Annotated in this window: 23 protein-coding genes; 15 read left to right on the top strand and 8 right to left on the bottom strand. The window is 54.7% G+C overall.

Annotation, left to right across the window (positions count from 1 at the left end; translation table 11 throughout):
- Positions 1 to 77 precede the first annotated feature (77 nt).
- Both BJP35_RS15935 and BJP35_RS15940 read left to right on the top strand, forming a co-directional pair.
- Positions 78 to 1,673 carry an ABC transporter substrate-binding protein gene (locus tag BJP35_RS15935; protein ID WP_047744635.1) on the top strand — a complete coding sequence of 532 codons (1,596 nt, stop codon included), beginning with the start codon at positions 78 to 80 and terminating at the stop codon, positions 1,671 to 1,673.
- A gap of 135 nt (positions 1,674 to 1,808) precedes the next feature.
- Positions 1,809 to 2,483 carry a DUF3313 domain-containing protein gene (locus BJP35_RS15940; RefSeq protein ID WP_020884175.1) on the top strand — a complete coding sequence of 225 codons (675 nt, stop codon included), beginning with the start codon at positions 1,809 to 1,811 and terminating at the stop codon, positions 2,481 to 2,483.
- Between the two features lie 32 nt (positions 2,484 to 2,515).
- On the opposite strand, the gene BJP35_RS15945 is transcribed toward BJP35_RS15940, so the two are convergent.
- Positions 2,516 to 3,412 carry a DMT family transporter gene (locus BJP35_RS15945; protein ID WP_014170023.1) on the bottom strand — a complete coding sequence of 299 codons (897 nt, stop codon included), beginning with the start codon at positions 3,410 to 3,412 and terminating at the stop codon, positions 2,516 to 2,518.
- A 173-nt stretch (positions 3,413 to 3,585) separates the two neighbouring features.
- On the opposite strand from BJP35_RS15945, the gene BJP35_RS15950 reads away from it, so the two are divergent.
- The gene (locus tag BJP35_RS15950; RefSeq protein ID WP_025204220.1) at positions 3,586 to 4,458 is read left to right on the top strand and encodes a helix-turn-helix domain-containing protein; all 873 of its coding nucleotides are present in this window, start codon (positions 3,586 to 3,588) and stop codon (positions 4,456 to 4,458) included.
- On the opposite strand, the gene BJP35_RS15955 is transcribed toward BJP35_RS15950, so the two are convergent.
- Positions 4,438 to 5,604, bottom strand: a complete 1,167-nt coding sequence (locus BJP35_RS15955; RefSeq protein ID WP_020884173.1) for a benzoate/H(+) symporter BenE family transporter — start codon at positions 5,602 to 5,604, stop codon at positions 4,438 to 4,440. The two genes, BJP35_RS15950 and BJP35_RS15955, sit on opposite strands and share 21 nt — an antisense overlap.
- A 92-nt stretch (positions 5,605 to 5,696) precedes the next feature.
- On the opposite strand from BJP35_RS15955, the gene BJP35_RS15960 reads away from it, so the two are divergent.
- Entirely contained in the window at positions 5,697 to 6,224 is a 528-nt protein-coding gene (locus BJP35_RS15960) for a helix-turn-helix domain-containing protein (RefSeq protein WP_047744636.1), read from the top strand.
- A gap of 80 nt (positions 6,225 to 6,304) precedes the next feature.
- Positions 6,305 to 8,269 carry a U32 family peptidase gene (locus BJP35_RS15965; protein WP_014170027.1) on the top strand — a complete coding sequence of 655 codons (1,965 nt, stop codon included), beginning with the start codon at positions 6,305 to 6,307 and terminating at the stop codon, positions 8,267 to 8,269.
- On the opposite strand, the gene BJP35_RS15970 is transcribed toward BJP35_RS15965, so the two are convergent.
- On the bottom strand, positions 8,270 to 8,500 hold the full coding sequence (locus BJP35_RS15970) for a DUF2554 family protein (RefSeq protein ID WP_025204219.1): 231 nt from the start codon (positions 8,498 to 8,500) through the stop codon (positions 8,270 to 8,272). It lies immediately after the preceding gene.
- Between the two features lie 242 nt (positions 8,501 to 8,742).
- Here BJP35_RS15970 and BJP35_RS15975 point away from each other — a divergent pair, with 242 nt between their 5' ends.
- Complete coding sequence (locus tag BJP35_RS15975) at positions 8,743 to 9,105, top strand: hypothetical protein (RefSeq protein WP_014170029.1); 363 nt, start codon at positions 8,743 to 8,745, stop codon at positions 9,103 to 9,105.
- A 158-nt stretch (positions 9,106 to 9,263) separates the two neighbouring features.
- On the opposite strand, the gene ftrA is transcribed toward BJP35_RS15975, so the two are convergent.
- A complete protein-coding gene (gene ftrA / locus BJP35_RS15980; RefSeq protein WP_047356508.1) occupies positions 9,264 to 10,265 on the bottom strand; it encodes a transcriptional regulator FtrA in 1,002 nt (333 codons plus the stop codon).
- A 73-nt stretch (positions 10,266 to 10,338) separates the two neighbouring features.
- Here ftrA and BJP35_RS15985 point away from each other — a divergent pair, with 73 nt between their 5' ends.
- The 8 genes from BJP35_RS15985 (at position 10,339) to zinT (ending at position 18,354) form a co-directional block, all read left to right on the top strand.
- Positions 10,339 to 10,752 (top strand): rhodanese-like domain-containing protein, encoded by a 414-nt coding sequence (locus BJP35_RS15985; protein WP_025204217.1) that lies wholly within the window; start codon positions 10,339 to 10,341, stop codon positions 10,750 to 10,752.
- A gap of 155 nt (positions 10,753 to 10,907) precedes the next feature.
- Complete coding sequence (locus BJP35_RS15990; protein ID WP_047356507.1) at positions 10,908 to 12,011, top strand: cobalamin-independent methionine synthase II family protein; 1,104 nt, start codon at positions 10,908 to 10,910, stop codon at positions 12,009 to 12,011.
- Positions 12,012 to 12,214: 203 nt separating this feature from the next.
- Positions 12,215 to 13,486: an urea ABC transporter substrate-binding protein gene (gene urtA / locus BJP35_RS15995; protein ID WP_020884166.1), complete on the top strand. Its 1,272-nt coding sequence runs from the start codon at positions 12,215 to 12,217 to the stop codon at positions 13,484 to 13,486.
- 24 nt (positions 13,487 to 13,510) lie between these two features.
- Positions 13,511 to 15,085: an urea ABC transporter permease subunit UrtB gene (gene urtB, locus BJP35_RS16000; protein ID WP_047744639.1), complete on the top strand. Its 1,575-nt coding sequence runs from the start codon at positions 13,511 to 13,513 to the stop codon at positions 15,083 to 15,085.
- Complete coding sequence (gene urtC / locus BJP35_RS16005) at positions 15,085 to 16,158, top strand: urea ABC transporter permease subunit UrtC (protein WP_047744640.1); 1,074 nt, start codon at positions 15,085 to 15,087, stop codon at positions 16,156 to 16,158. Before urtB ends, urtC begins: the two co-directional genes overlap by 1 nt.
- The gene (gene urtD, locus BJP35_RS16010; protein WP_014170037.1) at positions 16,158 to 16,955 is read left to right on the top strand and encodes an urea ABC transporter ATP-binding protein UrtD; all 798 of its coding nucleotides are present in this window, start codon (positions 16,158 to 16,160) and stop codon (positions 16,953 to 16,955) included. The genes urtC and urtD overlap by 1 nt, the downstream gene beginning before the upstream one ends.
- 9 nt (positions 16,956 to 16,964) lie before the next feature.
- Positions 16,965 to 17,663 carry an urea ABC transporter ATP-binding subunit UrtE gene (gene urtE / locus BJP35_RS16015; protein WP_047744641.1) on the top strand — a complete coding sequence of 233 codons (699 nt, stop codon included), beginning with the start codon at positions 16,965 to 16,967 and terminating at the stop codon, positions 17,661 to 17,663.
- Between the two features lie 52 nt (positions 17,664 to 17,715).
- Positions 17,716 to 18,354, top strand: a complete 639-nt coding sequence (gene zinT / locus BJP35_RS16020) for a metal-binding protein ZinT (protein WP_041162947.1) — start codon at positions 17,716 to 17,718, stop codon at positions 18,352 to 18,354.
- Between the two features lie 48 nt (positions 18,355 to 18,402).
- Here zinT and ydeE read toward each other — a convergent pair whose 3' ends face one another.
- The gene (gene ydeE / locus BJP35_RS16025) at positions 18,403 to 19,596 is read right to left on the bottom strand and encodes an efflux MFS transporter YdeE (protein ID WP_059305981.1); all 1,194 of its coding nucleotides are present in this window, start codon (positions 19,594 to 19,596) and stop codon (positions 18,403 to 18,405) included.
- Positions 19,597 to 19,843: 247 nt separating this feature from the next.
- Here ydeE and eamA point away from each other — a divergent pair, with 247 nt between their 5' ends.
- Positions 19,844 to 20,743, top strand: coding sequence for an O-acetylserine/cysteine exporter (eamA, locus tag BJP35_RS16030; protein WP_047744642.1), 900 nt, complete (start codon positions 19,844 to 19,846; stop codon positions 20,741 to 20,743).
- Between the two features lie 38 nt (positions 20,744 to 20,781).
- Here the strand turns inward: eamA and marB are convergent, their stop codons facing one another.
- The 3 genes from marB to marR are packed head-to-tail and all read right to left on the bottom strand — an operon-like array spanning position 20,782 to position 21,868.
- Positions 20,782 to 21,000: a multiple antibiotic resistance protein MarB gene (gene marB, locus BJP35_RS16035; protein ID WP_014170042.1), complete on the bottom strand. Its 219-nt coding sequence runs from the start codon at positions 20,998 to 21,000 to the stop codon at positions 20,782 to 20,784.
- 32 nt (positions 21,001 to 21,032) lie between these two features.
- A complete protein-coding gene (gene marA / locus BJP35_RS16040; protein ID WP_008502237.1) occupies positions 21,033 to 21,413 on the bottom strand; it encodes an MDR efflux pump AcrAB transcriptional activator MarA in 381 nt (126 codons plus the stop codon).
- Positions 21,414 to 21,433: 20 nt separating this feature from the next.
- The gene (gene marR, locus BJP35_RS16045) at positions 21,434 to 21,868 is read right to left on the bottom strand and encodes a multiple antibiotic resistance transcriptional regulator MarR (protein ID WP_020884159.1); all 435 of its coding nucleotides are present in this window, start codon (positions 21,866 to 21,868) and stop codon (positions 21,434 to 21,436) included.
- Positions 21,869 to 22,117: the final 249 nt, after the last annotated feature.

Below are 22,117 nucleotides of genomic sequence, written 5' to 3' on the forward strand. Positions count from 1 at the left end.
GCTACATCACTTTAATGATATTTATGAAATGGCAAAAGAATTAATTAGCCGTCGAATTAAAAAGACAGGAATAAATGATGAAAAGCAAACTCACAATGTTAACGCTGGCACTTGCTGCGCTCACGGTCAGTTCCACCGTCGCGGCAAAAACGCTGGTGTATTGCTCTGAAGGATCGCCGGAAAACTTTAATCCTCAGTTATACACGTCGGGAACCAGCGTGGATGCCAGTGCCGTGCCGGTCTATAACCGGCTGGTCGATTTCAGGGCGGGTACAACGGAACTGGTCCCGAGCCTCGCGGAACGTTGGGAGGTGAGCGAGGACGGCAAGGTTTATACCTTCCATCTGCGTAAAGGGGTGAAATTCCAGAGTAATAAATCGTTCAGGCCGACGCGCGACTTTAACGCCGACGACGTGATTTTCTCGTTTATGCGCCAGAAGGATGTAAACCATCCCTATCACAACGTCTCTAACGGCAGCTATTCCAACTTCGAGAGCCTTGAGTTCGGTAGCCTGATCACGGCCATTGATAAAGTCGATGACCACACCGTGCGCTTTACGCTCGCTCATCCGGAAGCGCCTTTTGTCGCCGATCTGGCGTGGTATTTCGCCTCGATCCTGTCGGCGGAGTATGCCGACGCGATGCTGAAAGCCGGCACGCCGGAAAAGGTGGATATGGACCCGATTGGCACCGGGCCGTTTAAGCTGGCGCAGTACCAGAAAGATTCGCGCATCCTGTTCACTGCGTTTCCGGAGTACTGGCAGGGCAAATCGAAGCTGGATCGGCTGGTGTTTAGCATCACGCCCGATGCCTCGGTGCGTTTTGCCAAAATCGAGAAGAACGAATGTCAGGTGATGCCGTTTCCAAACCCGGCGGATCTGCCGCGCATGAAGGCTAATAAAGACATTAATCTGATGAGTAAAGCCGGGCTGAATACCGGTTTTCTGGCCTTCAATACGCAAAAACCTCCGCTGGATAACGTGAAGGTTCGCCAGGCGCTGGCAATGGCCATCAATAAGCCGGCCATCATTGACGCGGTATTCCATGGCACCGGTACGGCGGCGAAAAACCTGCTGCCACCGGGCGTCTGGAGCGCCGACAGCGAACTGAAGGATTACGACTACGATCCGGAGAAAGCGAAAGCGTTGTTGAAGGAGGCTGGTTTTGCAAACGGCATCAGCATCGATTTATGGGCGATGCCGGTTCAGCGCCCCTACAATCCGAACGCAAAACGGATGGCGGAGATGATTCAGGCCGACTGGGCGAAGGTTGGCGTCCAGACCAAAATCGTCACCTATGAATGGGGCGAGTATCTTAAGCGGGTGAAGGGCGGTGAACATCAGGCCGCGCTGATGGGCTGGACCACCGCAACCGGCGACCCGGATAACTTCTTTGGTCCGTTATTTACCTGTACTTCGGCTAACGGTGGATCTAATTCCGCCAAATGGTGCTACAAACCATTTGATAAAATTATCGCTGAAGCGAAATCGATAACCGATCATGATAAACGCGTGGCGCTGTATAAAGAGGCCCAGCAGATGATGCATGACCAGATGCCGGCAGTAATGATTGCCCATTCGACGATTTTTGAACCGGTGCGCAAGGAAGTCACGGGCTATGAAATCGATCCGTTTGGCAAGCATTTGTTCTGGCAGGTTGATATTAATCAGTAGTTTTTCTCTGCCCGGCGTTCAGTCGGGCAATCTTTTCGCAATTTGTGCTGCTTACATCATTTTTTGTCACAACAAACCCGCCAGACTTTTGCTATAACTTCAAATGCATACTTGCAGATAACATGGAATACCATCATGCGTACTCACACTTTTTTTAAAGTTGCAGTGCTTTCTGGTCTGTTGGCGTTAGCGGGCTGTTCGTCTAAAGTCGCCGCCCCCGAACAATATTCAGGCTTTTTAAAAGATTATTCTGGATTGCAGCAAACAACGTCCGCAACGGGTAAACCGACGCTGCGTTGGGTCGACCCGTCGTATAACGAGGCAAATTACGACAGTATTTTATGGACGCCAATCACCTATTATCCAGCGCCAAAACCAACGACCCAAATTGGTCAAAAAACGCTTGATGAGCTTCTGGCTTATACCAACACCAAAATGAAAGCGGCAATCAGCCAGCGTAAACCTGTTGTTACGACACCAGGTAAACACAGCCTGATCTTCCGCGGTGCGATTACCGGTGTGAGTTCGCAGAAAGAAGGTCTGCAGTTCTATGAAGTAGTGCCCGTCGCGTTAGTGGTTGCAGGTACGCAAATGGCAACGGGGCACCGCACCATGGATACCCATCTCTTCTTCGAAGGTGAGCTGATTGATTCGGCGACGAATAAGCCGGTCATGAAGGTCGTGCGTAAAGGCGAAGGTAAAGAGCTGGCGAACGAAAACACGCCAATGGGCTTTGCAACGTTAAAACAGGTTGTGGATGACATGGCGACGGATGCCACCATGTTTGATGTTAAGAAAACCGCGAAATAATCAAAACGGCCTGCAGCAATGCAGGCCTTTTTTTATGCCATACGCAAACGTCTGAACCAGGTTTCCGGTTTCGTAAACATCACCATATTACCGCCCAGAATCAGCAGTAATCCAATGATGCCGTTGAGATGCCACACGTAACCTTCATAGACCGTGGAGATGGACAGCGCCACCAGCGGGAAGAGCAGCGTACTGTATGCCGCTTTGCCCGGGCCAATGCGTCCCACCAGCGTGAAGTAGGCGCCAAAAGCGATGACCGAACCAAAAATGGCGAGATAAAGCAGCGCACCAATGTAACTCACCGTCCATTCGGGGATAAAACTGTCACCCCTGAACAGGGCAATGCAGCCCATAATGACCGTACCGTAAAACATCGCCCAGGCGTTGGTGGTCATGGTCTCCAGCCCTTTTCGCTGGTGGCGCATGCTGATCATATTGCCCAGCGAGAACCCGTAGGTCCCCAGTGCTGAAAGGCCAATCCCCGTCAGCAGTGAGGCACTCCAGCCACTCGCCAGCAGGTCGTCCCAGAAGAGGGTGATGATCCCGATAAGCCCCAGGGCCGCCGCCGTCCAGAAGCGTGCGGGTGGGCGTTGACCGAAGAAAATAAAGCTGTTGATGGCGTTATACAGTACGGCCATCGAGAAAATCACCGACTCCAGCCCGGTATTGATGTGCGCGGCGGCGGTGTAAAAACACCAGAAGTTGAAGCAAAAAACGCAGCATCCTTGCAGCATGCAAAAGAGATGATCCCGCAAGGCCAGCTTACGAAGCCGACGCAGGGCAATTAAGACGATCATGATCGTGGCGCAGGCCACGGCAAAGCGCCAGAAAATTGACACCGGGGCTGCGACTGGCCCCTGTTGCAGGAAAATGGCAATCCAGGTTGTTCCCCATATCACCACCACCAGTCCATAGAGTAATGCGTTCATTGTTGCTCTCTTCTCACATACTGAAAAGTGCAGTCTGGCGCGAGTGGCATGACATTGCTTTCACCGATTTGCGGTGGACTTGCATATTCTTGCGCTTTTTTGTGGCTGCAGATCTGGCATCGTGGCGCAACACTTCATAGACTGAGAGTCTGATTACTTACCCGTTAATAGCTATGTCTCGCGCTTACGATACCTTTGAAACGCTACGCCAGCAGAACGCCGTGCTGCGGGAAACCGTTGCGCTGAATTCCGGTATTCAACTGGCAGCCTGGTACAACAAGCACGACACGATAACCGTAAAAAGTAATCACCATACCCTCAGCCTGTACGTGGCGGACGGTTATGAGAGCTATCAAAAAACGCCGGGCGGCTGGAAAAACGGCGGCGGCCCGGACCGTTTCTGTCTGATGCCAAAAGAGAGTGAATCGACGTGGGATATTCGCGATGACCTGTCGTTTGTCCATCTCTACTGCACCGATGAGCATCTGCGTGATGTCGGGGAAAAAATCTGGGACAAGCGCCCGCTGTCCCTGACGCTGGATGAAAAGATCTTCGGCAGCGACCCGAAAATTACCGCGCTTTACCGTCAGTTTTTGCTCGGCTGCGACTGGCAGCAAAAAGCTAACCAGCTCACCCTGAGTACCGCGTCTACGCTGTTGATGACCCACCTGTTACAGAATTACTCCAGCGTGCAGTGGAAGCTGCCGGTGGTGACCGGCGGGTTGTCACCGTTTGTGCTGCGTAACGTGCTGGCGTTTATCGAAGAGAACCTTTCCCAGCCGCTGACGCTGGCGGAACTGGCCGAACAGGCCGCGCTGAGCGAGTATCATTTCGCCAGAATGTTCCGTCAGTCCATGGGGCTGGCGCCACATCAGTACGTGATGCAGCGTCGGATGGAGAAAGCCAAAGCGCTGGTGCAGCATACAACCACACCGCTCACGGATATCGCGCTGGCCTGCGGGTTTAACTCCGCCAGCCATTTCAGTAACCGCTTTCGCAGCATGATGGGCATAACGCCCTCGCAGCTACGCGCGGCGAAGGTGTGAAAAGACCGTATAACATACGCCGCCCAGCACCAGCCCCCAGAACGCAGAGCCAATACCCAGGATCGTGACGCCGCTGGCGGTCATGAGAAAGGTGACAATTGCCGCGTCGCGCTCCGTTTCGTTGTTCAGTGCCTGATACAGGCTCCCGCTAATGGTGCCCAGCAGCGCCAGGCCGGCGAGCATCTGGATCCAGCTCAGGGGAAGGGAGGCCATCAGCCCGGAAATGGATCCGCCAAAAATGCCCGCCAGCAGATAAAACCCGCCTGCGGCCATGGCGGCAAGCCAGCGTTTGCTGGCATCCGGGTGCGCATCCGGGCTCTGGCAAATCGCAGCGGTGATCGCGGCGATACAGATGGAAAAGACGCCGAGCGGGGATAACACCAGGGCCAGCCCTCCGGTGACGATCATCAGCGGTGATACGGCCAGCGGATAGCCGGAAGCCTGCATCGTGGCGAAGCCCGGCGCATTCTGGGACGCCATGGTGACCAGGAAGAAGGGCACGCCAATGCTTATCAGACTGGTTAACGTAAAGGTTGGCGCGATAAACGTGGGCATCACCACGGAAAGGGTTAACTCTTTTGTGACAACGTCACCTCCCGCCCAGGCCACCATACTGCCCACCAGCAACGTGGCGACAATGGCGTAGCGAGGGGCCAGCGCTTTGGCGAACAGCCATGCCGCCAGCATGCTGCCGCACAGTAAAAAATGTCCCTCAAGATTGCTGAACGCCTGCAGTCCAAACCTGAGCAGCACCCCGGCGAGCATAGCAGCGGCAAGGGAATGCGGGATAAGCTTCATCAGGCGAGCAAACAACCCGGTTACGCCGCACAGCAGAATGAGCGCGTTGGCAAAGATAAAAATCCCGATGGTCTCGGCAAGCGTTACCCCGTGCAGGCTGGTGGCTAACAGCGCCGCGCCGGGTGTAGACCAGGCGGTAAGCACCGGGGCTTTATACCACCAGGAAAGCGCCAGCGTGCTGACCCCCATACCTATCCCCAGGGCCGTCATCCAGCCGGCGATCTGCTGCGCGTTTGCGCCTGCGGCGGCAGCGGCTTGCCAGATAATGGCGGCGGAACTGGCATATCCCACCAGAACGGCGACAAAACCGGCGAGAACGGCAGGAAAGAGTGAGGATGAAGGGCGCATGAAAACTCCGTTGTGCGTTATAACGTCCGCCCTAAGGTAACACTGTGCGTTATAGCGTACAAGTGGTATGATCGGTCGCATCAGGAGGGAACATGGACATCACACAACATCTTGCTTACACACTGAAAACCGAGCGTCAGGCGCGTGGCTGGAGCCTCGCCAGACTGGCAGAAGAGACCGGCGTTTCAAAGGCCATGCTCGGGCAAATCGAGCGCAATGAATCCAGCCCGACGGTATCCACGTTGTGGAAAATCGCCACGGGGCTGAACATCCCTTTTTCTGCCTTCATCACGCCGGCAGCTGACAGGCAGGCGGTATTCGACCCGGAACAGCAGGCGATGGTGGTGAAACCGTTATTCCCGTGGGATGAGACGCTAAAGTTTGACCACTTTTCGATAACCCTCGCTGCCGGCGCCCTGAGCGAATCCACGCCCCACGAGGCTGGCGTGATTGAACACGTGGTGGTGATCAGCGGCGAACTGGAGATGAACATTGATGGCGAGTGGCAGACCATTACTGCCGATTCGGGGGTGCGTTTTGCCGGGGATAAACCGCACGCCTACCGCAACAGCAGCGACCGGGCGGTGCATTTTCACTCCCTGATCCATTATCCCCGCTGAAGCGACGCAAAACTGTTTCGCTGCCGCATACTTCTGACTACAATAGCCGCCATTTTGACCATAACGGATAACGACGAAGTATGCGCCTGCAATCCCATCATCTCGAACTCTTAAGCCCGGCCCGCGACGCCTCCATCGCCCGTGAAGCGATCCTTCATGGTGCTGATGCCGTCTACATTGGTGGGCCTGGCTTTGGTGCCCGTCATAACGCCAGCAACAGCCTGAGCGATATTGCTGAACTGGTGCCGTTCGCCCATCGCTTTGGGGCGAAAGTGTTCGTGACCCTGAACACTATTCTGCATGATGATGAGCTGGAGCCTGCGCAACGTTTAATTACCGATCTCTACCAGACCGGCGTCGATGCCCTGATTGTGCAGGATATGGGCGTGCTGGAGCTGGATATTCCCCCCATTGAACTGCACGCCAGTACCCAGTGCGATATCCGCACGGTAGAGAAGGCGAAGTTTCTTTCTGATGTGGGTTTTTCCCAGATCGTGCTGGCGCGTGAGCTGAACCTGAACCAGATCCGCGATATTCACCAGGCGACCGACGCAACCATTGAATTCTTTATCCACGGCGCGCTGTGCGTCGCCTATTCTGGTCAGTGCAATATTTCCCACGCCCAGACGGGGCGCAGCGCCAACCGCGGCGACTGCTCTCAGGCATGTCGTCTGCCGTATACCCTGAAAGACGATCAGGGCCGCGTTGTGGCGTTCGAAAAACACCTGCTCTCGATGAAAGATAACGATCAGACTGCCAACCTGGGTGCGCTGATTGACGCCGGTGTGCGCTCCTTCAAGATTGAAGGGCGTTATAAAGACATGAGCTACGTGAAGAACATCACCGCTCACTATCGTCAGATGCTGGATGCCATCATTGAAGATCGCGGTGACCTGGCGCGTGCGTCGGCCGGTCGTACCGAGCATTTCTTTATTCCGTCAACGGACAAAACTTTCCACCGCGGCAGCACTGACTACTTTGTGAATGCCCGTAAAGGGGATATCGGTGCGTTTGATTCACCGAAGTTTATTGGTTTACCGGTGGGTGAAGTGCTGAAAGTGGCAAAAGATCACCTCGACGTGGAAGTGACCGAGCCGCTGGCCAACGGCGATGGACTGAACGTGATGATCAAGCGTGAAGTGGTGGGCTTCCGTGCGAATACGGTGGAAAAAACCGGTGAAAATCGCTATCGCGTATGGCCAAACGAGATGCCTGCGGATCTCTACAAAGCGCGCCCTAACGCGGCACTGAACCGTAATCTTGACCACAACTGGCAGCAGGCGCTACTGAAAACTTCGAGCGAACGTCGTATCGCGGTGGACATTGAACTGGGCGGCTGGGAAGAGCAGCTGATCCTGACCATGACCTGTGAAGACGGTATCAGCGTGACGCACACGCTTGATGGTCTGTTCGAGGTGGCAAACAACGCGGAAAAAGCCCTTAACAACCTGAAGGATGGCGTGGCGAAGCTGGGGCAGACCCTTTACTACGCGCGTCATATCGACGTAAACCTGCCGGATGCCCTGTTTGTTCCGAACAGCCTGCTGAACCAGTTCCGCCGCGAGACGGCAGAAATGCTGGATGCCGCCCGCCTGGCTAACTATCCACGCGGCAGCCGCAAGGCCGAAACCGTTCCTGCGCCGGTTTACCCTGACACGCACTTGTCCTTCCTGGCGAACGTCTATAACCACAAAGCGCGTGAATTCTATCACCGTCACGGCGTACAGCTGATTGACGCAGCCTATGAAGCCCATGAAGAGAAGGGCGATGTGCCGGTGATGATCACCAAGCACTGTCTCCGCTTCGCCTTCAACCTCTGCCCGAAACAGGCGAAAGGGAATATTAAAAGCTGGAAGGCCACACCGATGCAGCTGGTGAATGGCGACGAAGTGCTGACCCTGAAATTTGACTGCCGTCCGTGCGAAATGCATGTGATTGGCAAGATGAAAAATCATATTTTCAAAATGCCGTCGCCGGGTAGCGTTGTGGCCTCCGTGAGCCCGGACGATTTAATGAAAACCCTGCCTAAGCGTAAGGGTAATTAATTACCGAAAGTGCGTGTCCGGTTTGCGCGATTTCTGCCACAGGTGGTGTTCGCGCAAACCTTCCGCAGACTCTTCTGCAACGCTGCGTAATTCATCGCTATCCGCTTCATGGCGGAGCTGATGCTCCACATTCTTTACCCACACATATTCATGGCCTTTATGTCCTGCCATCAGCTGACCTGAAAATAACCCACACACCAGCAATATCAGCGTTAACCCTTTTCTCATCATTATTTCACCGTTGAATGCCATCGCGGGACTATCATGCCAATAATTTCTTCGGGAAATTATTCAAAAATTCAAATTAGCGCAAAGAGAGTGTCAAATTCTGTGCGGCGACAGCTGTGATGAGACTTTTCCTAAAATTAGCATCAAGTTTGTTAACCGCCAATTCTGGTACGTAATTAGCCACTAGCTTTAAGGATAAATCCTATATAATGGTTAAACTCTGGCTAAGGAATGGGTCTTGTTAAATGAAAAAAATGATAGCGCTTGCGCTGCTGGTGGTTGCTGTTGGGGCGGGTGCAGGTATTTACTCTATTAGTAATGACGAACCAGAATATATTCAGTCCGCGAAAGCGCGTGTTGGGTCATATTTAACCAGCGATTACGGACGCGTGGCCTGTAATAGCACCAGAATTGATGACCAGCGCTGGCAATTAGGCTGCACCAATCAGGCAAGAGGTAAAACATTCGAGTTCGCGGTTTATCCGTCTGAAAAAGCACCGTATGGTGTGTCGCGTTCGTTTTATCTGGAAGCCATCAATGATGATGCAAAACAGAGCGCGGAGCAGGGTCTGATGCGTTATTTGCAAATCAATACCAAAGCGGGTTAATCAGGCTGTTTACCTTTCATTGAGACTATGGATGTTAGTTTGTAAGAGATCCGCTGCCCGGCCATGGAGTGTCGGGACGTAGAGACCAAAATACAAATCTATCCATGCAAGCATTTACCGCCATATTATGGCGGTTTTTTTTGTCTGCAATCCGGCCACTAGCGGGCAGGACGCGAATAGTGTTTGCGATACTGGGCCGGTGAAAGGGCGAACTGCTGCCGAAAATGGTGACGCAGGGTCGATGCCTGACCGAATCCGGTCTGCTCCGCGATGCTGTCGATACTTAAACGACTGCTTTCCAGATAATCTTTTGCCCTCAGCAGGCGCTCATTGAGCAGCCAGCGCGCGGGCGTGGTGCCTGTCGCATCCTGAAAGCGGCGCAGAAAGGTGCGTTGACTCATGCCGACCCGACGCGCCAGTGAATCAACGCTGTGCGATACGGCAAGATGGGTGTGCAGAAAATCAAACAGCTGACCGAGACGCTGACTTTCGCGCAGTTGCGCCACCGGGCGGCTTAGCTGCTGCGGCTGTGAGCCATCCCGGTGCGGGGGAATGACCAGACGACGCGCTACGGTGTTGGCGATTTCCATCCCATAATCCCGCCGGACTACGTGCAGGCATAAATCGATACCTGCCGCGCTGCCCGCCGAGGTAAGAATGTCGCCGTCGTCCTGATAAAGTACATCTTCAACCACCTCGATGGCCGGGTAACGGGCCTTAAGCGCCTCAATATAGCGCCAGTGCGTTGTGGCTTTACGCCCATCCAGCAGCCCGGCAGCGGCAAGAACAAACACGCCGGAACAGATCGACAAAAGCTGGCATCCCCGCGCATTGGCCTTACGTAATGCCGCGCAGAGCGCGGGCGGAACCGGTGAATCCAGTCCTCGCCAGCCGGGCACAACGATCAGGTCGGCCGTCTCAAGCAGGGTTAAATCGCCGTCGGTGATGAGGCGAATCCCGCCGGTCGCCCGAAGTTCACCGCTGTCTACGCCCGCCACGGCAAAACGATACCATCCGTCTCCCAGCTCCGGACGCGGCAGACCAAAGATTTCTACTGCGACGCCAAACTCAAAGGTACACAAACCGTCATACGCCAACACAATGACCTGAGGGCGGGAAATCTGTCTTAAGTTTGTCATCTTTTTGCTGTTTTCTGGCATAAGCGAGCGCATTCACGGGCTGAATTTGTGGATAGAGTAGTGTTAACACAAATGCCAAAGATGAGGAAGGATCATGAGTTATGTTACTGAATTTCCGGCTGCTGAACCCCAGGAAGCCGTTACCCATTTTCTGCGCCGCCTGAGCGTCGAGACCGATTGCGCCGATGTGCATCATGCCATCACGAATCACGAGCAGGATTTCGTCCTGCTGCACGTCGTCGGGAGCCCGCAGCAGTTCGCCCGCCGTCACGTTCCCGGTGCACTACATATGCCGTGGCGTCAGATCACCGCCGAACGCATGGCCCAGTGGCCTGACGGCACGCTGTTTGTGGTCTATTGCGCCGGGCCTCACTGCAACGGTGCGGACAGAGCCGCGCTGAAGCTGGCGCGTCTGGGGCTGCCGGTGAAAATTATGCTTGGTGGGATCACCGGCTGGGAAGATGAAAAGTTTGAATTTGCGAGCCAGGAATCGCTCTCCGCACTGTGAAGATGAATTTTTTTCAACACCCGTGAAATTTTCTCGTTTGCCGGCTGGCGGCAGGTATGACATCTTTTTTGGACATTTAGACATCCAGAAGTCTAAAGATTCAATAATGAATTATCACTGCAGGCAATTATTGTCGGCAGATAAAGGAGATTTCCATGCAACGTCACCATGCCCCATACCGCGCCGATGTAGTCGGCAGCTTTTTACGTCCGGATGCCATCAAACAGGCTCGCCTGAAATTCGCCAGCGGCGAAATTGATGCCGGGCAGCTTCGTGCGGTTGAGGATGAGGCGATCCGCCATGTTGTCGAGCAGCAGTGCGCCTGTGGCTTGCATGTGGTGACCGACGGTGAATTTCGTCGTGCCTGGTGGCACTTTGATTTCTTCGACGGTCTGCAGGGTGTTGAGCGTTACGATTCTCAGCAGGGAATTCAATTCAACGGTGTACAGACCAAAGCCCACGGCGTGCGCGTGACCGGCAAGCTGGGCTTTGGCGATCACCCGATGCTGGAGGATTTCCGCTACCTGAAAAGCATTAGCGGCAATGCTCAGCCGAAGATGACCATTCCCAGCCCGAGCGTGCTGCATTTCCGCGGTGGGCGCAAAGACATTGATGCAACGGTCTACCCGGATCTGAAGGACTATTTTGACGATCTGGCGACCACCTGGCGGGACGCGATCCGGGCGTTTTACGACGCGGGCTGCCGTTATCTGCAGCTGGATGACACTGTCTGGGCCTATCTCTGTTCGGACGATCAACGTCGTCAGATCCGCGAGCGTGGTGACGATGCCGACGAGCTGGCGCGTATATATGCCCGCGTTCTGAATAAGGCACTCGAGGGCAAGCCTGACGATCTCACCATCGGGCTGCATGTCTGTCGCGGCAACTTCCGTTCAACCTGGATTTCCGAAGGGGGCTATGAGCCGGTGGCTGAAGTGCTGTTCGGGACGGTCAACGTGGATGCCTTTTTCCTTGAGTACGACAATGACCGTAGCGGTGATTTTGCGCCACTGCGTTTTGTTCGCCCGGGCAAGCAGCAGGTGGTGCTCGGCCTTATCACCACCAAAAACGGCGAGCTGGAGAACCCGGAAGGGGTGAAGGCGCGTCTGGAGGAGGCGGCGAAATACGTGGCTAAAGAGCAGATTTGCCTGAGCCCGCAGTGCGGATTTGCCTCTACCGAAGAGGGCAACAGCCTGAGCGAAACCCAGCAGTGGGACAAAGTCCGTCTGGTGACGCAGATCGCCAGCGAAGTCTGGTAAACCTTCCGCCACAGCGCTGCATTATAAAAGTGCAGCGCTGTACCATTCTGAGTCGTTCTTTTTACATCCTTCATTACTTCTCCTGTCATAGCGCTTTATCCATCCTGGCATCCTTTTTGCTCTCTCTAAGCTGACGTTTTTATTTTCTGCGTCCACGCCGTAACGGACGCCTTTGCACAGCTTTCTTTTTCAGGAGTGAAAATATGCACCGTCGTACCTTATTAAAAGCCTTCGCATTGTCCGCGTCTGTCGTAGCTATGGGGATGAGTTTTGGCGCTCAGGCGGCCGATACCATCAAGGTGGGGATCATGCATTCCCTTTCCGGCACGATGGCGATTTCCGAAACGCCGCTTAAAGATGTTGCGCTGATGACCATCGATGAGATAAACGCCAAAGGAGGCGTGCTGGGTAAGAAGCTGGAACCGGTAGTGGTTGACCCGGCCTCGAACTGGCCGCTGTTTGCCGAAAAAGCGCGCCAGCTGCTGAGCCAGGACAAAGTGGCGGTGGTGTTTGGTTGCTGGACGTCGGTGTCGCGTAAATCGGTGCTGCCGGTGTTTGAGGAGCTGAACGGACTGCTGTTCTACCCGGTGCAGTATGAAGGCGAAGAGATGTCACCTAACGTCTTCTATACCGGTGCCGCGCCAAACCAGCAGGCAATCCCGGCGGTGGAGTACCTGATGAGTGAAGACGGAGGCAGCGCGAAACGCTTCTTCCTGTTAGGCACCGATTACGTTTATCCCCGCACCACGAACAAAATCTTGCGTGCTTTCCTGCATTCGAAAGGGGTGGAAGACAAAGACATTGAAGAGGTATACACCCCGTTTGGTCACAGCGATTACCAGACAATCGTTTCCAGTATCAAAAAATTCTCTGCCGGGGGGAAAACCGCGGTGGTCTCCACCATCAACGGCGACTCCAACGTTCCGTTCTATAAAGAGCTGGCTAACCAGGGCCTGAAAGCTACCGATGTTCCGGTTGTGGCCTTCTCCGTGGGAGAAGAGGAGCTGCGCGGGATCGACACCAAACCGCTGGTGGGCAACCTGGCGGCGTGGAACTACTTTGAGTCCGTTGATAACCCGACCAACCAGGCGTTTGTGGCGGATTACAAAGCGTATGCCAGGGCACACAAATTGCCGAACGCCGACACCGTGGTCACCAACGACCCGATGGAAGCCACCTACGTCGGGATCCACATGTGGGCGCAGGCGGTTGAAAAAGCAGGTACCACCGACGTCGATAAAGTTCGGGCGGCAATGGCCGGTCAGTCCTTCAAGGCACCTTCAGGCTTTACGCTCACCATGGATGCCACCAACCACCATCTGCATAAGCCGGTCATGATTGGCGAAATTGAAGGTAACGGCCAGTTTAATGTGGTCTGGCAGACGGAACAGCCGGTGCGCGCCCAGCCGTGGAGTCCCTTCATTGCCGGTAATGACAAAAAGCCCGATCAGCCGATGAAAACCGCCAGCAACTAAGTTATCACCGCAGGGAGAAAAGTCATGAACGCCATACGCACGATCATCGCTATTGTGTGGCTTACCGGACTGCTGCCAGGGATGGTGCAGGCATCGGATGCCGACCAATTCGTGTCCGCCAGTCGCAGCCAGCAGGCAGAACTGTTGACGCAGTGGGCAACCGCGCCGGAGGCGGCACGGTTGCCGCTGCTCCAGGCGCTACAAAGTGAAAGTCTCTATACCGACAGCCAGAAACATGCGTTTGCACAACGCCAGGGGGCAATGGTTCCCCTGGGTGAAACAAAAGCCGCAGCAGGCCAAACCAAAGCCGTGCGTCTGACCAACCGGCTGCGCAATCTGGTGGCGACGGCAATGGCAACCCATCAACTTGTGAGTGACAGTGTCACGGTAAGGCGTGCGGCAGCTCGTCAACTCCAGCGGGATGCGCAGCCTGAAATGCTCGATTTCCTGCAAAAACGGGTGAGCAGCGAAACGGATGATGTGGCCCGTCAGTCGCTGAAGCTGGCGCTGGCGAACCTCCAGCTGGCAAGTCCGCAGGCTGCGGTACGCCTGAACGCTGTGGCGCTGTTAGGGCAATCAGACGATCCGGACGTTCAGTCCCGGCTGATGCCGTATACGCAGGCAGGATCGGAGCCGGATGCCGGCGTGCGTGCTGCCGCTGCCGAAAGTCTGAAACAGATTGAGCATCGCCTGATGTGGGGCGATCTGCTTGGTCAGGCGTTTATGGGGCTCTCGCTGGGGTCGGTACTGTTGCTCGCCGCGCTGGGGCTGGCAATTACCTACGGCCTGCTGGGGGTGATTAACATGGCTCACGGGGAGATGCTGATGCTGGGCGCGTACGCCACCTGGATGGTTCAGCAGGTGATGGCCGGCTTCGCCCCACAGTGGCTGGCGCTCTACCCGATTGTTGCGCTGCCGGTGGCGTTTCTTGTGACCGCCAGCATCGGGATGGTGCTCGAGCGTACCGTTATTCGTCATTTGTATGGCCGACCGCTGGAAACGCTGCTGGCGACATGGGGTATCAGCCTGATGATTATTCAGCTGGTACGCATGACGTTTGGCGCCCAGAACCTGGAGGTGGCAAACCCGGCATGGCTGTCCGGTGGCGTGCAGGTGTTTGCCAATCTGACGCTGCCGTGGAACCGCATTGTGGTACTGGGTTTTGTGCTGCTGGTGCTGTTCTTCACGTGGCTCATTCTGAACAAAACCCGTCTTGGTCTGAACGTGCGCGCAGTAACGCAAAATCGCAGTATGGCGGCCTGCTGCGGGGTACCGACAGGTCGCGTCGATATGCTCGCCTTTGGGCTTGGCTCGGGGATTGCGGGTCTGGGGGGCGTGGCGTTATCGCAGTTAGGCAACGTTGGGCCAGAACTGGGCCAGGGTTACATCATCGACTCGTTCCTCGTGGTGGTGCTTGGCGGGGTGGGTCAACTGGCAGGTAGCGTGGCCGCGGCGTTTGGGCTGGGGATCTTTAATAAAATTCTCGAACCGCAAATGGGGGCGGTATTGGGCAAGATCCTGATCCTGGTGGCGATTATTCTGTTTATTCAGAAACGTCCGCAGGGGTTATTCGCACTGAAAGGGAGGGTTACTGACTGATGAGCCAGCCGCTTACCTTAACGCTGGCGCGCAAAGCGCCACGCACGACGCAGATAGCCGGTAGCCTGATCGTGGCCTGCCTGCTGGTTTTACCGTTTTTCGCCTTACTGCCCGCGACGCATCCGCTGGCGATCTCGACCTGGATGCTCACGCTCACGGGTAAGATCCTCTGTTATGCCATCGTCGCCGTGGCGCTCGATCTGGTGTGGGGCTATGCCGGAATGCTCTCCCTGGGCCACGGTATCTTCTTCGCGCTGGGCGGCTATGCGATGGGCATGTACCTGATGCGCCAGGCGGCGGGTGACGGGCTGCCCGCGTTTATGTCGTTTCTCTCCTGGAGCGAACTGCCGTGGTTCTGGTGGGGGACGCAGCACTTTGTCTGGGCACTGGTATTAATTGTGATGGTACCGGGGCTGCTGGCGCTGGTGTTTGGCTGGTTTGCCTTTCGCTCAAAAATCAAAGGGGTCTATTTTTCGATCATGACCCAGGCGCTGACTTACGCGGGGATGTTGCTGTTCTTTCGCAATGAAACCGGCTTTGGCGGAAATAACGGTTTTACCGGTTTTACCACGCTGCTTGGGTTTTCCGTTACCGCGACCACCACCCGTATTGCGCTGTTTCTGGCTACCGTGATGCTGCTGCTGATAGCGCTGGGCACAGGCTTCGCGCTGGCGAAAAGTAAGTTCGGTCGCATTCTGACCGCGGTGCGTGACGCCGAAAACCGCCTGACGTTTTGCGGGTACGATCCCCGCGGTTTCAAGCTGCTGGTGTGGACACTTTCAGCCGTACTCTGCGGTCTGGCTGGCGCACTCTATGTGCCGCAGGTGGGCATTATCAACCCGGGTGAAATGTCGCCAACAAACTCAATTGAAGCGGCCATCTGGGTTGCGCTGGGGGGGCGCGGCACGCTGGTCGGCCCGGTGATAGGCGCGGCGCTGGTGAACGGTGCGAAGAGCGTCTTTACCGTTGCCCTGCCGGAATACTGGCAGCTGTTTCTGGGGCTGATTTTCATTGCCGTGACGCTGTTTTTACCGCGCGGTGTCTACGGTCTGTTTCGTAAGGGAGAACACTAATGCAGCCAGCCGAAGGATTATTTACCCGCCAGTTACCCGGGGATCGCTATCGCGACCAGACCGATCCGGTACTGCAACTTGAAGCCATCAACGTGAATTTTGATGGTTTTCAGGCGCTGACGGACCTCTCACTGAACATTGGCGTGGGTGAATTGCGCTGCGTGATTGGCCCCAACGGTGCGGGAAAAACGACATTAATGGACGTGATTACCGGCAAGACGCGGCCTAAAAGCGGCAGAGCGCTGTACGATCAGTCCATCGACCTGACGGCGCTTGAACCCGCCGAGATTGCCCGTCAGGGCATCGGACGTAAGTTCCAGAAGCCCACGGTCTTTGAAGCGCTCACGGTGTGGGAAAACCTTGAGATTGCGATGAAAACTGACAAATCCGTCTGGGCGAGCCTGCGGGCCAGACTCAACGGCGAGCAGCGGGACCGTATTGACGAGATGCTGCTCTTGCTGCGGCTTGGCGGCGAGCGCAATCGCCGCGCCGGGCTGCTTTCGCACGGGCAAAAGCAGTTTCTGGAGATTGGCATGCTGCTGGTGCAGGACCCGCATCTGCTGTTGCTGGATGAACCGGCGGCCGGAATGACCGACGCGGAGACCGACTATACGGCTGAGCTGTTCAGAACCCTTGCGGGCAAACACTCCCTGATGGTCGTCGAGCACGATATGGGCTTTGTCGAAACCATTGCCGATCACGTGACGGTGCTGCACCAGGGACGCGTGCTGGCGGAGGGGTCACTTCGCCAGGTACAGGCGAATGAGCAGGTCATAGAAGTCTATCTGGGACGCTAAGGAGCCGTCATGTTACAGGTGAACGAACTGAATCAGTATTACGGCGGCAGTCATATTCTGCGCGGGGTCAGTTTTGAAGCGGCGACCGGTGATGTGACCTGTCTGCTGGGCCGCAACGGGGTGGGGAAAACCACGCTGCTGAAGTGTCTGATGGGCCTGATCCCGGTAAAAACAGGCGACATTATCTGGCAGGGAAAAAAAATCACCCACAGCAAACCGCACCAGCGCGTGCAGTCGGGTGTGGCCTATGTTCCGCAGGGGCGTGAGATTTTTCCACGCTTAACGGTCGAGGAGAATCTGTTGCTCGGGCTGTCACGTTTCCCCGCCCGCGACGCAAAGCGCGTCCCGGAGGATATCTGGCAGTTGTTCCCGGTGCTTAAAGAGATGAAACATCGTCGTGGAGGCGATCTCTCCGGCGGTCAGCAGCAACAGCTGGCGATTGGTCGCGCCCTGGCAAGCCGGCCACAGCTGTTAATCCTCGATGAACCCACGGAAGGTATTCAGCCGTCGGTAATCAAAGAGATAGGCCTGGTGATCCGCAAGCTGGCGGACAGAGGGGATATGGCAATCCTGCTCGTAGAGCAGTTTTACGATTTCGCCGCTGAACTTGCCGACAGCTATCTGCTGATGTCGCGCGGGACCATCATTCAGCGTGGACGGGGCGATACAATGGAACAAGAGGGCGTTCGCGGACTGGTTGCGATTTGAAATGTTATATTATAACATCCTCATTCTTATAAAACGGAGTGAGGAGTTTGTTTTGGCTGCACATATTGGCAAATTTGCAATGACTCTGGGGGCGCTGCTGGTAAGCGGTCAGCTGTTTGCCCATTCGCATGGACATCAGATGACGGAAGCGGAACAGAAGGCGGCGAACGGCGTCTTTGAGGATAAAGACGTCAAAGACAGAAAGCTGTCTGACTGGGATGGGACATGGCAATCCGTCTATCCGTTTTTGCTCGATGGCGCGCTGGATCCGGTTTTTAAACAGAAAGCGCAGAAGGACAAAAAATCCTTCGACGAGGTTAAAGCCTACTATCGCACAGGGTATGCGACGGACGTTGAGGCTATCGGCATCGAAAACAACGTGATGGAATTCCACAAAGGTAAGGCTATCAGTCGCTGCCAGTATGATTACAGCGGCTATAAGATCCTGACTTATGCATCAGGTAAGAAAGGGGTTCGCTATCTGTTCGAGTGTAAAGATCCGGACAGCAAGGCGCCGAAGTTTGTCCAGTTCAGCGACCATACCATCGCCCCAAAAGCCTCTTCACATTTCCATATCTTTATGGGCAACACCTCCCACGAGGCGCTGCTAAAAGAGATGGATAACTGGCCGACGTACTACCCGAACGAAATGTACAAACAGCAGGTGGTCGACGAGATGCTGCACCATTAATGGCCTGCCCGATGCCGGGTGGGCGCCATGCCGCCCGGCGTTGAGGACTTAAGCCACTTTCGGCATTTCGCACCACGCCTTCACGCTCATCCCACGCAAAATCATCAGCCAGGCAATCACGATGGCAACCATCATGATCGCAAACAATGACCAGTGCGGCAGGTTGGTAAGGATAATACCGGTGATCATCGGGTTTGCCGCCGCCCCAAGCCAGCCCAGCGCCTGGGCAGAGAAGTAACTCGCTTTCATACCCGGCGGGGCAATATTGTCGATCAGCATATATTCGCCCGGTGCATAGATAATCTCACCCAGCGTAAACACTGCTGCCGCAATGCCCCAGTAGACCAGGTTTTCCCCGGAGAGCATAAAACCGCCCAGACCCAGGACGAAGAAGAGTGTTCCCGCCGTCATCAGCGGACGTATATTGCTGGCGGAGATCTTGCGACCGATAACGTATTGCAGGGTGACGACCACCGCAGCATTCACCGGCAGCACCACAGCGACCACGTTTTGCGCAAAGTTGCTGTCGGCATTCGCAGCCAGCACGTACTGCGAAATACAGCTGGCGAATGACCCGCCCACATACGACGCCAGCAGGCCGGAAAGGGTGTACCAGAAGAGCGCGCGGTCTTTAAGCAGTACTGACGGTTGCCACGGCATTTTCTCTTCGGTGGCATCGAGCGCAACGCTTTTTTGCACGAAGAAATGGATAAAACCGAGCGGCAGTGCGGCACAAAAAGCGGCCAGCCAGAACGGCAGCTGCAGGCTGTACATCACCAGTAAGGTGCCCACCGGCGGCCCGATCGTCCAGCCAATGTTCAGGAAACTATAGTTTAGCGAGAAAACGCGCGCTTTTTGGCTCGAGGTCAGCACATCGGCAAACCAGGCCTTCAGCACCGTTGAAAATACCGAATAGGCGCAGTTAATCAGGGAAAAGAAGAGCACCACCAGCGTGACGTTATCCACCAGCGGGATAGCAACAAACCCGGCAATAAAGGCGACGATAGAAATCAGCATGTAGCGCTTTTTATCAAACTTATCGGCGAGGATGCCAAACCCCATACTGAATACCACACCGACGGTAAGCGCAATGGTCAGGGCATAACCAATATTCTCAACGCTCATATTAAATACGCGCGTGAGATAGATGGTCATAAACGGCAGCGTTGCCCCACGACCAATGGTTAATAATAACGACGACGCCAGCAGCGCTGCGGTTGAGCGCCTGAGTGATGGTTTCATATTCCTGCCTGACAATTGCGTTTGGTTTTTTGAGCCGCAGAGATTCTGGCCGCGCTTGCTCGCCGCCAACCTGCAACGTGTATTATTTTAGGTATATATCAGGAGTATCACGACATAAGGGGCTTGTATAGCACCTAATTTATCCGTAAGTGCTTCAGTTGACTGCCAGAAATAATGATCTTCTCGTGGCATGTTTTTTTCGTTACCTTGAAGTGTTTACAAAAATTTAATCATTCAGGGGCAGAGTATGACGCGAAAAGACGGGCTGCTGGCGTTGCTGGTGGTCATCGTATGGGGTCTGAATTTTGTGGTCATCAAGCTTGGGTTGCATAACATGCCCCCACTCATGCTGGCCGGTTTGCGTTTTCTGCTGGTGGCCTTCCCGGCGCTCTTCTTTGTCGCGCGCCCGAAAATTCCGTTCAGACTCTTACTGGGATACGGCCTGACCATCAGCTTTGGCCAGTTCGCGTTTCTGTTCTGCGCCATTAAGTTCGGGATGCCCGCTGGTCTGGCTTCTCTGGTGTTACAGGCTCAGGCGTTCTTTACCATCATTCTCGGGGCGTTTGTCTTTGGCGAGCGTCTGCAGGGTAAACAGCTGGCAGGGATCACCCTTGCGGTGTTCGGCGTGCTGGTGCTGATAGAAGCCAGCCTGAACGGGCAGCACGTGGCGTTACTGGGCTTTATGTTAACGCTGGCAGCGGGGCTGAGCTGGGCCTGCGGGAATATCTTCAACAAGCTGATTATGCAGCATGAGGCGCGCCCGAAGGTGATGTCGCTGGTGGTCTGGAGCGCACTGATCCCCATTGTTCCGTTTATGGTTGCGGCGCTCATTTTTGATGGGCGGGACGTGATGCTGAAAAGCCTGGTGGAAATCGATCTCACCACCATTTTATCGCTGATCTACCTGGCGTTTGTGGCCACCATTATTGGTTACGGGATCTGGGGATCGCTGCTGGGTCGCTACGAAACCTGGCGCGTGGCGCCGTTATCCCTGCTGGTGCCGGTGGTAGGGTTGGCCAGCGCCGCGCTGTTGCTCGATGAAAAGCTGAGTGCGCTGCAGCTGCTGGGGGCCGTGCTGATCATGGCCGGGCTGTACATCAACGTGTTTGGTTTGCGCGTGCGTCGGGTAACGCGGGCAAGAGGATAGGCATAAAAAAAGCCCCGCATCCGCGGGGCAAAAACGAATCAGAAGCTGTGCTGATTATAATAAGGCACGCCTAACTCGTCGGATTTGTCACTACCAGCACCCATGTGGTTGAAGTCATAAGGTGACTGGTCATGTGCTGACGGCAAAATCATCGTGTCACGATTATTTTGCTGCGTTGCACGAGGGGTTTGCTCCGCGAAGGTCTGGCTGGAAAACAGCACCAGCAAGGCGAGGGCGGCGGAGGCTGTAACTTTCATGATTTCCTCGGTTACGTCTTTACAGGCGATGATTAACTACAATGTTTTAGTGGATACAGGTATCGGGATTCACCCGGCACGCTGGTAATACGGTATTTGTGAGGCGGCACGTCGAAGTAGTTCTTAAACGTACGCGTCAGGGTTTGCTGTGATTCAAAACCGTAACGTTCCGCCAGATAGAGGATCGGCTCATTGCTTTCTTTCAGCTTCTGGGCAATTTCCGTCAGCTTGCGGCTGCGAATATATTGACCTAATGAATGGCCGGTCTCTTTTTTGAACATCCGTTGCAGGTGCCATTTGGAGTAACCTGAACGCTCTGACACTTTTTCAAGGGAGAGCGGCGATTCCAGGTTATCTTCGATCCAGTCCAAAATGCTATGAATAGTAATAGCGTCAGTATTGCGTCTGGACATCGTCATACCTCTTTTTCTGTTTACGGCAGTATTTTCTTAAGCAAAAGCTCAAGCGTTGCCACTTCATCTGCCGTTAAGTTTTTTGTTAGTTCCTGATGCAGTGTTTGTCCTACTAGTTGATGACATTGCTCGCACATAGCCGCGCCATCGCTGGTGAGTTTCACCAGGACGCCGCGTTTGTCATTCGGGTTAGGGCTTCGTTCTATCCATCCTTTGCAAACGAGACGATCGAGCATGCGGGTTAGCGCACCCAGATCGACAGAGAGCACCTTTTTCAGCTCAACCGGCGTGATACACACTTCGCAGCGAATGGAGCACAGCACTTTGAACTGCGTGGCGGTGATATCCAGCGGTGACAGATAGTCATTGAGCAGGCGATCTTTTTTCTGGTTAACCATATGAATAAGACGACCCAGCGGAATAATGTCGTTAAAGAGATCACTGGTGCTTTTCACAATGGTTGCCCTGGCAAGTAGTTTAGTCACGGCAGATATTATTGCTCAGGCAAGTATAAGTCAACTGAATGGATCAGCGGATGCCACGAATTGCTAAAACGTTTCATGAACTTTTTTTGCATGCTTTCAATTCAAATAGATAACGAAGGGTTATCGTTAATGACCGTAAATAATCGTTACGTTGAGCGAATGGCTGAACGTCACACTTTCACCCTATAATTGCGGTGATAAACATGGATAAGGACAACG

Source organism: Enterobacter sp. J49, assembly GCF_002148625.1.
Classification (GTDB): domain Bacteria; phylum Pseudomonadota; class Gammaproteobacteria; order Enterobacterales; family Enterobacteriaceae; genus Enterobacter; species Enterobacter ludwigii.